Below are 13,455 nucleotides of genomic sequence, written 5' to 3'. Positions count from 1 at the left end.
TCATGATCCGCAAGTGGAGTGCGTCGATCGTCCGGGCCGGCAGAGCGGTCAGGGGGTCGTCGGCGCCGGTGACGTACGCACTGATCGCCCTGTGCTGTCTGTCCTTCCTGGCCGGACCCGCCTCGGGCCTGAACCCCGCGTACGGCACCGGCGACGAGCTCCTCGCCGTACAGCGGGCCTACTTCCGGCGCTGGGGGGTGATTCCCGCAGAACTGTTCGAAGGGTCCGCGGGGTCGGCCCTCACTCCCGCGACGGCGCTCTTCGTCCACGGCAGCTGGGTGCACCTGCTCGGCAACATGCTCTTCCTCTACGTCTTCGGGGCGATGACCGAGGAACGGATGGGCCGCGTGCAGTTCACCCTGTTCTACGTCGGCTGCGGCTATCTGGCCCTGCTGGGCTACGCCGTCGCCAACGCGCACTCCGAGCAGTCCCTGGTCGGTGCCTCGGGGGCGATCTCGGCGGTCCTCGGCGCGTTCCTGTACCTGTTCCCCCGCGCCCGGGTCACCAGTCTCCTGCCGTTCCTCTTCTTCCTGCCGGTGCGCTTCCCGGCGTGGGTCGTGCTGCCGTTCTGGGCGGCGCTGCAGTGGCTGGCGGCCGGGCGGGCCTCGGACGGGCCGGGGGTGGCCTACCTCGCGCACCTCATCGGGTTCGGTCTGGGCTTCGGCTACGCGTCGGTCCGCTACGGCCGCCCCACCGGCCCTACTAGAGTGAAGGCCGCCCCTGCTCCGGCCCCCGAGGGAGAGAACCAGCCGTGATCACCGCGATCGTCCTGATCAAGACCAGCGTGGACCGGATCCCCGAGATCGCCGAGTCGATCGCGGCGCTGGACAGCGTCAGCGAGGTCTTCTCCGTCACCGGCACCTACGACCTGATCGCGATGGTCCGGGTGAAGGAGCACGAGGACCTGGCGGAGGTCATCCCGGGCCGGATCAGCAAGATCCCCGGAGTCGAGGGCACCGACACGCACGTGGCGTTCCGCACGTACTCGCAGCACGATCTGGAGGCGGCGTTCTCGATCGGCCTGGACAACTGAGGCCGTCGCGTCCCGCCCGCGCGTGACCCACTCAGGGACGCCCTCGAACCCGCCGGGCGGATGATCGTCCCGGGCAGCCGCCCACCGGCTCAGGCGGAGGTGTCCGGCACACAGCGCCCGTCCTCGGTGCGGTAGTTCCACCGCGCCCCGTCCGTCACGAGCTCCTTCACCGCCCGCACGAACCGCTCCACGTGCTCGTCGGGCGTGCCCGCGCCGAAGCTGACCCGGATGGCGTTGAGCGACTTCTCCCCGGGCGCCGCCTCCGGCGACCCGCACTCCCCCTGCGTCTGTGGGTCGCCGCCGAGCAGCGTGCGCACCAGCGGATGGGCGCAGAACAGCCCGTCCCGCACGCCGATGCCGTACTCGGCCGACAGGGCGGCGGCGAAATGGGAGCTGTTCCAGCCCTCGACGACGAAGGAGAGCACCCCGACCCGCGGCGCGTCGTCCCCGAAGAGGGACAGGAACCGCACCCGGGGAACGTCGGCGAGACCTTCGCGCACCGTGCGGACCAGGTACTGCTCACGGGCCACGAGGGTGTCGAAACCGGCCTCGGTCAGCGCCTTGCAGGCCGAGGCGACGGCGTAGGCGCCGATGACGTTGGGCGAACCGGCCTCGTGGCGGGCGGCGCTGTCGTGCCACTCCACGTCCACTCCCCCGTCCTGGCGCCGGCCGACCTTGCGGCTGGCGCCGCCGCCCGCGAGATACGGCTCGGCCGCGCGCAGCCAGTCGGCCCGTCCGGCCAGGACACCCGAGCCGAAGGGCGCGTACAGCTTGTGCCCCGAGAAGGCGACCCAGTCGACACCGAGGCCGGCGACGGACACCGGGTGGTGCGGGGCCAGCTGGGCGGCGTCCAGCACGATCCGCGCACCATGGGCGTGCGCCGCCGCGGCGAGTTCCCGTACGGGCCACAGCTCGCCGGTGACGTTCGAGGCGCCGGTGACGCAGACCAGGGCCGACCCGTGGCCCCCCTCGGCCGACCCGGTCCGGCCGGCCAGGGCGCGCTCCAGGGTCTCGACGGCCTCACGGGGGCCGCGCGGGGCGTCGAGGTACGTCACGCGGGCCTTGCGCCAGGGCAGCAGGGCGGCGTGGTGCTCGGTCTCGAAGACGAAGACCTCGCAGTCGGCGGGGAGCGCGGTGGCAAGGAGGTTGAGGGAGTCGGTGGTGGAGCGGGTGAAGACCACCTGGTCGTCCTCACGGCAGTCGAGGAACTCCGCGACGGTCCGGCGGGCGTTCTCGAACAGGTCGGTCGACAGCTGGGACAGGTACCCGGCCCCGCGGTGCACGCTGCCGTAGTAGGGCGCGTAGGCGGCCACGTCGTCCCAGACCCGCTGGAGCGCCGGGGCGCTAGCGGCGTAGTCGAGCGCGGCGTAGGTGACCTCGCCACCGGTCACGAGCGGGACGGTGACATCCCGGCCCAGAACGGGCAGCGGGGAACAAACGGACTGATCGGCGGCAACGGTGGAGACGGACATGGGTGAACTCCCGTGAAGGCAGGTGGAATCCGCCCGCGAGCACGTACGGCTACAAGCGGGGGTGAAGGAAGAGGGGTGCGGAGGCGGGGCTCTGCGGCCCTATCGCATTCGCTGGTTCACGAGAGACTCCTCGTCACGCGCTTGCCACAGACCTCGCTGCCTGCGGCCTGGTCTTCACCCGGGGCACCCCGCCACGGACGGAGGGTTGCCGGACAGTCGGCCGGGGCCTCATGACTGTCACTCATGACCTGCCAGGAACGTACGCGAAATGATCGGCGTCCCGCAACCCGAGTCCGGATCGCGGGACACCGTCCGGTTTCCCTACGTATTGCTCGCGGCCACCCAGCGCTCCAGCGTCCGCTTCGCCGCACCGGAGTCGATCGACTCGGCCGCCTTCACCATCGCGGCACCGATCTGCTCGGCCAGTGGCGCGGTGGTGGGCTCCAGAGCCACCAGGGCCGCGGCCGAGTTCAGCACCACCGCGTCCCGCACCGGCCCCGCCTCTCCGTCCAGCAGCCGCCGCGCGACCTCCGCGTTGTAGGAGGCGTCCGCACCGCGCAGGGCCTCCACGGGGACCAGGGGGAGGCCGACGTCCCGGGGGTCGAAGGCCTCCTCGGCCACCTCGCCGTCCCGGACGATCCACACCCGGGACGTGGCCGTGGTGGTGAGCTCGTCGAGGCCGTCGTCACCCCGGAAGACCAGGGACGAGTTGCCGCGCTCGGCGAACACGCCCGCGACGATCGGCGCCATGCGGGGATCCGCCACACCGACGGCCTGGGCCCGGACCCGGGCCGGGTTGGTCAGCGGGCCGAGGGCGTTGAACACCGTGCGGATGCCCAACTGGCCGCGGGCCGCGCCCGCGTGCCGCAGCGCCGGGTGGAACTTCACCGCGAAGCAGAAGGTGATCCCGGCCTCCTCGGCCACCTCGACGACCCGGTGCAGCGGCAGCTCCAGGTTGACCCCGAGCTTCTCCAGCACGTCGGAGGCCCCGGACGCCGAGGACGCGGCCCGGTTGCCGTGCTTGACGACCTTCGCGCCGGTGCCCGCGACGACGATCGAGGACATCGTGGAGATGTTGACCGTCTTCGCGCCGTCACCGCCGGTGCCGACGATGTCGACCGTCGCCCCGGGCACCTCGATCACGTTGGCGTGCTCGTACATCGTGCGGACCAGGCCGTTGATCTCCTCGACGGTCTCGCCCTTGGCGCGCAGGGCCACGACGAACCCGGCGATCTGCGCCTCGGTCGCCTCGCCGCGCATGATGCGGTCCATCGCCCAGGCGGTGTCGTCGGCGCTCAGGTGCCTGCCGTCCAGCAGGCCGTTCAGCAGCAGGGGCCAGGAGCGGCCCGCCGCGGTGTCGCCTCCAGCGGGGATCACAGCGCTCATAAGCCGCTCCAGGGTCAGGCGTCCCGCAGTGCGGGACGAGAGTCTCAACGGGGTCCACCCTATCCAGCCGCGGGCAGGGCGAAGGGCCCCGTCCGTTGAACGGACGGGGCCCTCTGTGTGGCGTGGCGACTCGGTGATCAGTGGTGGCCGTGGCCGCTCGTGATCTCCCGGTACTCCTCGGCGGTGGGCTTCGGGATCTGGGCACCCTCGCCGTAGTAGGCGTCGCTGAGCTTGGCGCGCAGCTTCTCGGAACCCTTCACCTTGCGCTCGACACCGTTCTCGTCGACCGTCGGGCCGATCTCGGCCGGCTGGTACTGCTCGTGCGCCGTGAGCGTGTACATCTGCTCCTGGCTGAGCGGCTCGTGCACCTCGATGAACTCACCGTGCGGCAGGCGCTTGATGATGCCCGACTCGCGGCCGTGCAGCACCTTCTCCTTGTCCCGGCGCTGCAGGCCGAGGCAGATGCGCTTGGTGACGATGAAGGCGATGACCGGTCCGAGGAAGAACCCGATCCGGACGAACCAGGTGACCGCGTTGATCGACAGATGGAAGTGCGTGGCGACGATGTCGTTGCCACCGCCGATCAGCATGATGATGTAGCCGGTGATCCACGCGACACCGACGGCCGTGCGGGTCGGGGCGTTGCGCGGACGGTCCAGGATGTGGTGCTCGCGCTTGTCCCCGGTGACCCACGACTCGATGAACGGGTACAGGGCGATGATCGCGAGGAACACACCGAACAGGACCAGCGGGATGAACACGCCGAGGACGAGCGTGTGACCCCAGAAGTTGATCTCCCAGCCCGGCATGGCGCGGACCAGACCCTCGGCGAAGCCCATGTACCAGTCGGGCTGGGCACCGGTCGACACCTGGTCGGCCCGGTACGGCCCCAGGTTCCAGATCGGGTTGACGGTCGCGATGCCGGAGAGGGCCGCGATGAAACCGAAGACCAGGAAGAAGAAGCCTCCGGCCTTGGCCATGTAGACCGGCAGCAGCGGCATGCCGACGACGTTCTTGTTGGTCCGGCCGGGACCCGCAAACTGCGTGTGCTTGTGGTAGAAGACCAGGATCAGGTGGGCGACCACGAGCCCGAGCATGATGCCCGGCAGCAGCAGGATGTGGATCGAGTAGAACCGGGCGATGAAGTCGGTCCCCGGGAACTCCCCGCCGAACAGGAACATCGAGATGTACGTGCCCACGATCGGCACGGACAGGATCGCGCCCTGCGTGAAGCGGACACCGGTGCCGGAGAGCAGGTCGTCCGGGAGCGAGTAGCCGGTGAACCCGGTGAACATGCCCAGGACGAACAGCAGGAAGCCGAACAGCCAGTTGATCTCACGCGGCTTGCGGAACGCGCCGGTGAAGAACACGCGCATCATGTGCACGAACATGCCGGCGAGGAAGATGATCGCCGCCCAGTGGTGGATCTGCCGGATGAGCAGACCACCGCGGATGTCGAAGCTGATGTCCAGCGTGGAGGCGTACGCCTCACTCATCAGCACGCCCTGCATGGGGACGTAACTGCCGTGGTACTCCACCTCGTTCATCGACGGGTGGAAGAACAGCGTCAGGTACACACCCGTGAGGATGATGATGATGAAGCTGTAGAGGCAGATCTCACCCAGCATGAAGGACCAGTGGTCCGGGAAGATCTTGCGCATGTTGGCCTTGGCCAGGGAGTAGATCCCGAGGCGGCCGTCGGCCCAGTCGGCGACCCGCTCTCCGGCGGGCGCCTTGCGGCGTGTCTGTGCAGTGCTCATCCGCGCTCCCAGAAGGCAGGGCCGACGGGCTCCGCGAAGTCGCCGAGCGCCTCGAGGTAGCCCTCGTCGTTCACGCCGATGCGGAGCTGCGGCAGGGCGTGACCGGCGGGACCGAAGATCACTCGGGCACCGTCGGAGAGGTCGAAGGTGGACTGGTGGCAGGGGCAGAGCACGTGATGCGTCTGCTGCTCGTACAGGGAGATCGGGCAACCGACGTGGGTGCAGATCTTCGAGTACGCGACGATGCCCTCGTGCGACCACTCGAGTTCGCGCTTGTCCTTGATGTCCTCCGGCTGGATCCGGACGATCATCAGGGCGGCCTTGGCGATCTCGTTCTGGAAGCCGTGGTCGTGCTCCTCCAGGCCCTCGGGCTTGGCGAAGGTCAGCGACCCGACCGCGACGTCGGAGGGACGCAGCGGCTCGTTCGTGTTCATGTTGACGAGCAGCTTGCCCCTGGACCACAGGGTGTGGCGGAGCTTCTCGCCGGGCAGCGGGCCGAGGTCGCGCAGCAGCACGACACCGGAGAGCGGCACCAGCGTCAGCGCGCCGAGCATGGTGTTGCGGATCAGCTTGCGGCGGCCGAGCGCCGACTCCTTGGCGCCCTGCTTGAAGTCCGCGAAGACCTTCTCGCGGACCTCGGGACCCGCCTCGATCGGGTGCCGCTCGTCGGCGACCTCGACGTCCGACATCAGGGTGCGGGCCCAGTGGACGGCGCCCGCGCCGATGCAGAACAGCGCGATCCCGAGCGTCATGCCCAGCGCGAAGTTCAGCGCGCTGATGTGGCCGAGCGGGAAGATGTAGACCAACTTGTCGACCGGGATCGCCACGAACGAGGCGATGAAGGCGACCGTCGCCAGCATCGACACCGTGAACATCAGGGCGACCGAGCGCTCGGACCGCTTGGCGGCCCGCTCGTCGACGTCCTGGATGCGGTGCTCGTGGGGCGGCAGGCCCGGGTCGGCGAACGGGTGCTTGTCGTCCGCGACGCTCATCGCACCGTGCTCGTCGTGTCCTGCGGACCGCGCGGCGGGCAGGTTCTCTTCTGGAATGTCTTGGCTACTCATGACTTCTTGGCCTTTGCGGTCCGGGCGGCGACCCACACGGCGACGGCGATCAGCCCGCCGAGACCGAAGATCCAGCCGAACAGGCCCTCGCTGACCGGCCCGAGGCCGCCCAACGCGAGACCGCCGGGGCTCTCGGAATCGCTGCTGTTGACCGCGTCCAGGTACGCGATGATGTCCTTCTTGTTCTCCTCCGACAGCGTGGTGTCGGGGAAGGACGGCATGTTCTGCGGGCCGGTCTGCATGGCCTCGTAGATGTGCTTCGGAGAGACGTCCTCGAGGTCCGGCGCGTACTTGCCGTGCGTCAGTGCGCCGCCCTTGCCGGTGAAGTTGTGGCACTGCGCGCAGTTGTTGCGGAACAGCACACCGCCCTCGGCGATGTCGGCACCCTCGGGGCTGTACTGCTCCTCCGTCGGGATGGCCGGACCGGCGCCCAGCGAGGCGATGTACGCCGCGAGCTGGTCGATCTCGGCCTGCGAGTAGATGTTCTTCTTCTCCGGGATCTGAGGACCCTGGGAGGTTGCGGCCGGCATGCGGCCGGTGGCCACCTGGAAGTCGACGGCCGCGGCGCCCACACCCACCAGGCTCGGCCCGTCGGAGGTGCCCTGACCGCCGGTGCCGTGGCAACTGGCGCAGCCGACGGCGTAGAGCTTCTTGCCCTCCTCGATGGTGAGGGACTGGGCGGTTTCGTCGGCCTGTGCCTTGTCCGCGGGTGCGAACACGGCGTACAGCCCCCCGGTGCATGCCAGCGCGAGGAGTAGGACGACGAGCGCCGCCAGCGGGTGGCGTCGTCGTGCGGAGAGCTTTTTCACGGATTACCCCGGTGTCAGGATCTTCTGCGTCGATGCTTCTGGGATGCGCGCTTCGTCGAGCACGCGCGGATGCGGGCCCTGCTACTTGATCATGTAGATCGTGGCGAAGAGACCGATCCAGACGACATCGACGAAGTGCCAGTAGTAGGACACGACGATCGCGGCCGTCGCCTGCTCGTGGGTGAACCTCCGAGCCGCGTAGGTCCGGCCCAGGACCAGCAGGAAGGCGATGAGACCGCCCGTCACGTGCAGGCCGTGGAAGCCGGTGGTCAGGTAGAACACCGAGCCGTACGGGTCGGAGGAGAGGGTCAGGCCCGCCTCCTTGACCAGCTCCGTGTACTCGAAGACCTGACCGCCGATGAAGATCGCACCCATCACGAACGTGACGATGAACCACATCCGGAGCTTCTTCACATCACCGCGCTCGGCGGCGAAGACGCCGAGCTGGCAGGTGAGCGAGGAGAGCACCAGGATGGTGGTGTTCGTCGCCGAGAACGGGAAGTTGAGATGGGCGGCCATCTCCTTCCAGTGATCGGGACCCGTCACCGATCGCAGGGTGAAGTACATCGCGAAGAGGGCCGCGAAGAACATCAGCTCGGAACTCAGCCAAATGATGGTTCCGACGCTGGTGAGGTTCGGCCGGTTGACCGACGGGTGCGCGTGCCCGGTTTCTACTGTCGTTGCTGTCGCCACGACCGACATTATGTCGGTCGCTTATCCCGCCCTCACTCCGGGGGGTGCCGTTCGGAGTGTCTGAGGCGGTCGTACCGGTGTTGACGTGGTGTTCAAGGGAGTAGCATCCGGCCCAACGGGCCTGTCCTTACGACGCTGACGTCACGGAGGAACAATGCAGCCGACCGCTACGGTGCTGGTCTACAGCGACGACTCCAACACCCGGGAGCAGGTGCGGCTCGCCACGGGACGGCGGCCGGCTCCGGACGTTCCCGTGGTGGAGTTCGTGGAGTGCGCGACTCCCGCCGCGGTGCTCACGCAGCTGGACCGGGGTGGGATCGACGTCTGTGTGCTGGACGGTGAGGCCGTGCCGATGGGCGGCATGGGGATGTGCCGGCAGATCAAGGACGAGGTGTTCGACTGCCCGCCGGTGCTGCTGCTGATCGGACGGCCGCAGGACGCCTGGCTCGCGACCTGGAGCCGGGCCGAGTCCGCGGTGACGCTGCCGGTGGAGCCGGTGGAGTTCGCCTCCGCGCTGGCTTCCCTGCTGCGGGAGAAGGCGGCCTTGAACGCCTAGGGGGCTCGGTTCGTCTCGCTGTGCGGCGGCTGCGGGCGCGTGGGGGTTGTTCGCTCCCACGCGGCGGAGCCGCATATCCGATGCGGCCCCGCGCCCCTTCAGGTCAGACGCTCTGAGGGCGCAGGCGGGCCCTGTCGGCCGCTGTGGGGCCGTCCGGGGTGCCGCCCATGAGGGCGCTGCCGGTGCGCCACTTCGCCCAGTCGAGGTTCCAGTCGCCGAAGCCGTTGCCGAAGGGCGCCATCGTGTCGCCGCCGGAGTTCACGACCTTGACGATGTCGCCCTCGCGGACGGTGTCGTAGAACCACGCCGCGTTCTCGGTGCTCATGCCGATGCAGCCGTGGCTGACGTTGGCGTAGCCCTGGGAGCCGACGGACCAGGGTGCGGCGTGGACGTACTCGCCGCTGTGGGTGACCCGGACCGAGTGGTGCACGACCAGGTCGTAGAAGTCGGAGGCGCCGATGCTGGCGCTGGTCATGCGGACGGTGCCCTCCTTGGCCAGGACGACCTTGACGCCGTTGCGGGTGTCGTAACCCGGCATGCCCGTGGTGACCGGTATCTGCCGGACGATCTCGTCGTTCCGGTAGACGGTCATCTGGTGGGCGGCGGCGTCCGTGACGGCTATGAGCTTGTCCGCGGTGGTGATGGTCAGCGGCTTGGCCTCGCCGCCCCACATCCGGTCGCCGATCTTGATGCCCTGAAGGTTGCTGCGGACCTGGACGGTGGCCCGGGCGGGCCAGTAGTCCTTGGGGCGGTAGTGCAGCTTCTTGTCGTCCACCCAGTGCCAGGCGCCGTCCGTGGAGGGCGTGGAGGAGACCTTGAGGGCGCGTTCCACGACGGCCCGCTGGGCCTTGACCTTGACGGGCCGGCTCAGCTCGGCCGTGATGGGCTGGCCGACGCCGTAGGTGCCCGCCTTGGGGCCGAAGGTGACGTCCAGGCGCTGCTTGGTGGTCGGCATGCCGGTGTCGAAGGTGACGACCTTGCGCCCGGGCGCGCCGTCCTCGTCCTCGGTGCTCACCCGGACCGTGTAGCTGGCGTTGGCGGCGAGCGGGGAGGTGCTGTGCCAGCGGCTGCCGTCGGCGGCGAGTTCGCCCGCCACATGGCGTCCTGAGGCGTCGTGGGCGGTGACGTCCGTGATGCGCCCGTCGGAGTCCTCGACGACTTCCAGGGGCTTGTCCGGGTCGGCCTTCCGGTGGCCCCCGGAGGGGGCGTTGAAGGACACCTGGTCCGCGGCGTCGTAGGGGCGGGCGGCGAGCGGGTTGCCGTCCGAGCCGCAGGCCGTGACACCCGCGCAGAGGGATATCACCAGCAGCGTGCAGCCCACGGCGGTGCGGGGGCGGGAGATCACTGTGTGGCTCATGACCCCACGCTAGGAAGCGGGGTCAACAGCGGCACGCCGAATGACTCGTACGAGTGACATGTATTGCGGCATACGCAGGGGCCCGGACGCTCCTCTCGGAGTGTCCGGGCCCCTGCGGCGCTCGGCGCGTGTTACTGGGTGCGGTTCTCACCGCGGTAGTACTCGAAGACCCAGCCCCACAGTCCGATCAGGATGATCGGCAGCGAGAAGTACATCAGCCACCAGCCGATCGCGATCGACAGGAAGGCGAGGGCGCCGCCGATGGCCAGCGAGAGCGGCTGCCAGCTGTGCGGGCTGAAGAACCCGACTTCGCCGGCGTCGTCCGCGACGTCCGCCTCCTTGTTGTCCTGCGCGCCCACGTCGACCCGCTTGGCCGTGAAGCCGAGGTAGAAGCCGATCATGATGCACAGGCCGAAGGTCAGGAAGAGGGCCGTGGTGCCGGCCGGTTCCTGCGACCAGAAGCCGTAGACGACCGCCATGACGAGCACGAACGCGCCCAGCCACATGAACATCTTGCCCTGGATCTTCACTTGCCGGCCTCCTTGCCGCCAGCGAGGGCCTTGTCGCCGTGACCGGTGTTCTCGAGCTGGTCGAGAGCGGCGATCTCGGGGTGGTGCAGGTCGAACGCCGGGGATTCACTGCGGATCCGCGGCATGGTGATGAAGTTGTGCCGCGGCGGCGGGCAGGAGGTCGCCCACTCCAGGGAGCGGCCGTAGCCCCACGGGTCGTCGACGCCGACCGTCTTGCCGTACTTGGCCGTCTTCCACACGTTGTAGAAGAACGGCAGGATCGACATGCCGAGCAGGAACGAGCTGATCGTCGAGATCGTGTTCAGCGCGGTGAAGCCGTCGGCCGCCAGGTAGTCGGCGTAACGCCGCGGCATGCCCTCGGCGCCCAGCCAGTGCTGGACCAGGAACGTGCCGTGGAAGCCGATGAACAGCGTCCAGAAGGTGATCTTGCCGAGGCGCTCGTCCAGCATCTTGCCGGTCCACTTCGGCCACCAGAAGTGGAAGCCGGAGAACATCGCGAAGACCACGGTGCCGAAGACCACGTAGTGGAAGTGGGCCACCACGAAGTACGAGTCGGAGACGTGGAAGTCCATCGGCGGCGAGGCCAGGATGACACCGGTCAGACCACCGAAGGTGAAGGTGATCAGGAAGCCGGTCGCCCAGAGCATCGGCGTCTCGAAGGACAGCGAGCCCTTCCACATGGTGCCGATCCAGTTGAAGAACTTCACACCGGTGGGGACCGCGATGAGGAACGTCATGAAGGAGAAGAACGGCAGCAGCACACCGCCGGTGACGTACATGTGGTGCGCCCACACCGTCACGGACAGACCCGCGATCGCGATGGTCGCGCCGATCAGACCCGTGTAACCGAACATCGGCTTGCGGGAGAAGACCGGGATGACCTCACTGATGATGCCGAAGAACGGCAGGGCGATGATGTACACCTCTGGATGGCCGAAGAACCAGAAGAGGTGTTGCCACAGCAACGCGCCGCCGTTGGCGGGGTCGAAGATCTGGGCGCCGAACTTGCGGTCCGCCTCCAGGGCGAACAGGGCCGCGGCCAGCACCGGGAAGGCGAGCAGGACCAGGACACCGGTCAGCAGCACGTTCCAGGTGAAGATCGGCATGCGGAACATCGTCATGCCCGGGGCGCGCATGCAGATGATCGTGGTGATGAAGTTGACCGAGCCGAGGATGGTGCCGAAGCCGGAGAAGGCCAGACCCATGATCCACATGTCGGCGCCGATGCCCGGGCTGCGGACGGCGTCCGAGAGCGGGCTGTAGGCGAACCAGCCGAAGTCGGCCGCGCCCTGCGGGGTGAGGAAGCCGCCCACCGCGATGAGCGAGCCGAACAGGTACAGCCAGTAGGCGAACATGTTCAGCCGCGGGAACGCCACGTCCGGCGCGCCGATCTGCAGCGGCATGATCCAGTTCGCGAAGCCGGCGAACAGCGGCGTCGCGAACATCAGCAGCATGATCGTGCCGTGCATCGTGAACGCCTGGTTGAACTGCTCGTTCGACATGATCTGCAGACCGGGGCGGGCGAGCTCGGCGCGCATGAGCAGCGCCATCACACCACCGATGACGAAGAACGCGAACGATGTGACCAGGTACATCGTGCCGATCGTCTTGTGGTCCGTCGTCGTCAGCCACTTGACCACGACACTGCCGCGGTTCTGGCGCCGGACCGGCAACTCGTCCTCGTAGTGGGACCCAGCTGCCGCGGCACCCTTGGGTTCATTCAGGATGCTCACAGTACGTTCGACTCCCGGTTCTTCTCGTGGCCCGCCTGCTCGATGCCGGCGGGTACGTAACCGGTCTGCCCCTTCTTCACGAGGTCCTTGAGGTGCTGCTCGTAGCGCTCGGGGGAGACGACCTTCACGTTGAACAGCATCCGGGAGTGGTCGACGCCGCAGAGCTCGGCGCACTTGCCGAGGAAGGTGCCCTGCTTGTTGGGGGTCACCTCGAAGGCGTTGGTGTGGCCCGGGATGACGTCCTGCTTCATGAGGAACGGCACCACCCAGAAGGAGTGGATGACGTCACGCGAGGTCAGGACGAAGCGGACCGTCTTGCCCTCGGGGAGCCAGAGGGTCGGGCCCGGGTTGTTGGTCTGCGGGTTCCGCGTACCGGGGGTGCCGCAGTCGTAGGTGCCGCCGGCGTTGGCCGGGAAGTCCTCCTTGAAGCGGTCCGGGATCGCGTCCAGGTCCCTGGAGGTCTTCGCGTCACCGGAGGAACCGGCGACGGGCTCGATGTAGTTGAAGCACCAGCTCCACTGGAAGCCGACCACGTTGACCGTGACGTCGGGCTTCTTCTTGAGGGTGAGCAGCTCGGACTCGTCACGGGCGGTGAAGTAGAACAGCACCGAGACGATGATGAGCGGGACCACGGTGTACAGGGCCTCGATGGGCATGTTGTACCGGGTCTGCGGAGGAACTTCGACCTTGGTGCGGCTGCGCCGGTGGAAGAAAGCACTCCACAGGATCAGACCCCACACCAGCACGCCGACGGCGAGCGCAGCCGCCCAGGACCCCTGCCACAGGGAGAGGATCCGCGGAGCCTCTTCCGTGGTCGGGGTGGGCATACCAAGGCGGGGGAAGTCTTCCCAGTTGTACGAGCAACCGGTGGCTGTCGCCAAGACCAGGCCCGCGGTCAGTGCCTGCAGCAGCTTCCGCCGCATCGGGCGCCGCGGCGAGCGGTCGGAGCCGTTGGGACTCACGTAGCGCCTTCCCGAGAGTCTCGCCCGCGCGGATCGGCTGCGGCCTGGCCTTCTCGCTGGTCGGTCGCGGCCCTGCGTCGGGCAGGGGTTTGGATGTTTA

13 protein-coding genes and 1 riboswitch are annotated in these 13,455 nt (G+C 68.3%); of the genes, 3 read left to right on the top strand and 10 right to left on the bottom strand.

The features are described from left to right. Window positions 1-2 precede the first annotated feature (2 nt). The gene (locus QNO09_RS09330) at window positions 3-755 is read left to right on the top strand and encodes a rhomboid family intramembrane serine protease (RefSeq protein WP_283969615.1); all 753 of its coding nucleotides are present in this window, start codon (window positions 3-5) and stop codon (window positions 753-755) included. Then, a complete protein-coding gene (locus tag QNO09_RS09325) occupies window positions 752-1,033 on the top strand; it encodes an Lrp/AsnC family transcriptional regulator (RefSeq protein ID WP_030848030.1) in 282 nt (93 codons plus the stop codon). Before QNO09_RS09330 ends, QNO09_RS09325 begins: the two co-directional genes overlap by 4 nt. 89 nt (window positions 1,034-1,122) lie before the next feature. On the opposite strand, the gene QNO09_RS09320 is transcribed toward QNO09_RS09325, so the two are convergent. From QNO09_RS09320 to ctaE, 6 genes are all read right to left on the bottom strand, one after another. Beyond that, a complete protein-coding gene (locus QNO09_RS09320; protein ID WP_283969614.1) occupies window positions 1,123-2,505 on the bottom strand; it encodes an aminotransferase class V-fold PLP-dependent enzyme in 1,383 nt (460 codons plus the stop codon). Between the two features lie 132 nt (window positions 2,506-2,637). Further along, window positions 2,638-2,754: riboswitch (SAM riboswitch) on the bottom strand. A gap of 72 nt (window positions 2,755-2,826) precedes the next feature. Further along, window positions 2,827-3,891 carry an anthranilate phosphoribosyltransferase gene (gene trpD, locus QNO09_RS09315; protein ID WP_283969613.1) on the bottom strand — a complete coding sequence of 355 codons (1,065 nt, stop codon included), beginning with the start codon at window positions 3,889-3,891 and terminating at the stop codon, window positions 2,827-2,829. 137 nt (window positions 3,892-4,028) lie between these two features. Beyond that, a complete protein-coding gene (qcrB, locus tag QNO09_RS09310; protein ID WP_283969612.1) occupies window positions 4,029-5,651 on the bottom strand; it encodes a cytochrome bc1 complex cytochrome b subunit in 1,623 nt (540 codons plus the stop codon). Then, entirely contained in the window at window positions 5,648-6,715 is a 1,068-nt protein-coding gene (qcrA, locus tag QNO09_RS09305) for a cytochrome bc1 complex Rieske iron-sulfur subunit (RefSeq protein WP_283969611.1), read from the bottom strand. The genes qcrB and qcrA overlap by 4 nt, the downstream gene beginning before the upstream one ends. Beyond that, window positions 6,712-7,524, bottom strand: coding sequence for a cytochrome bc1 complex diheme cytochrome c subunit (gene qcrC, locus QNO09_RS09300; RefSeq protein ID WP_283969610.1), 813 nt, complete (start codon window positions 7,522-7,524; stop codon window positions 6,712-6,714). Before qcrC ends, qcrA begins: the two co-directional genes overlap by 4 nt. An 81-nt stretch (window positions 7,525-7,605) precedes the next feature. Continuing rightward, on the bottom strand, window positions 7,606-8,226 hold the full coding sequence (ctaE, locus tag QNO09_RS09295; RefSeq protein WP_283969609.1) for an aa3-type cytochrome oxidase subunit III: 621 nt from the start codon (window positions 8,224-8,226) through the stop codon (window positions 7,606-7,608). Window positions 8,227-8,371: 145 nt separating this feature from the next. On the opposite strand from ctaE, the gene QNO09_RS09290 reads away from it, so the two are divergent. After that, entirely contained in the window at window positions 8,372-8,773 is a 402-nt protein-coding gene (locus tag QNO09_RS09290; protein ID WP_283969608.1) for a response regulator, read from the top strand. Window positions 8,774-8,876: 103 nt separating this feature from the next. On the opposite strand, the gene QNO09_RS09285 is transcribed toward QNO09_RS09290, so the two are convergent. From QNO09_RS09285 to ctaC, 4 genes are all read right to left on the bottom strand, one after another. Beyond that, complete coding sequence (locus tag QNO09_RS09285; protein WP_283969607.1) at window positions 8,877-10,130, bottom strand: L,D-transpeptidase; 1,254 nt, start codon at window positions 10,128-10,130, stop codon at window positions 8,877-8,879. Window positions 10,131-10,261: 131 nt separating this feature from the next. After that, window positions 10,262-10,660: a cytochrome c oxidase subunit 4 gene (locus QNO09_RS09280; protein WP_283969606.1), complete on the bottom strand. Its 399-nt coding sequence runs from the start codon at window positions 10,658-10,660 to the stop codon at window positions 10,262-10,264. After that, complete coding sequence (gene ctaD / locus QNO09_RS09275; RefSeq protein WP_283969605.1) at window positions 10,657-12,393, bottom strand: aa3-type cytochrome oxidase subunit I; 1,737 nt, start codon at window positions 12,391-12,393, stop codon at window positions 10,657-10,659. Before ctaD ends, QNO09_RS09280 begins: the two co-directional genes overlap by 4 nt. Beyond that, the gene (ctaC, locus tag QNO09_RS09270) at window positions 12,390-13,355 is read right to left on the bottom strand and encodes an aa3-type cytochrome oxidase subunit II (RefSeq protein ID WP_283969604.1); all 966 of its coding nucleotides are present in this window, start codon (window positions 13,353-13,355) and stop codon (window positions 12,390-12,392) included. The genes ctaD and ctaC overlap by 4 nt, the downstream gene beginning before the upstream one ends. Window positions 13,356-13,455 lie beyond the last annotated feature (100 nt).

It is taken from the genome of Streptomyces sp. 378 (assembly GCF_030124145.1).
In the GTDB taxonomy this organism is placed as follows: Bacteria; Actinomycetota; Actinomycetes; order Streptomycetales; family Streptomycetaceae; genus Streptomyces.
The sequence above is the reverse complement of the archived record's forward strand: the minus strand, read 5'-3'. Positions and strand labels throughout refer to the sequence as shown.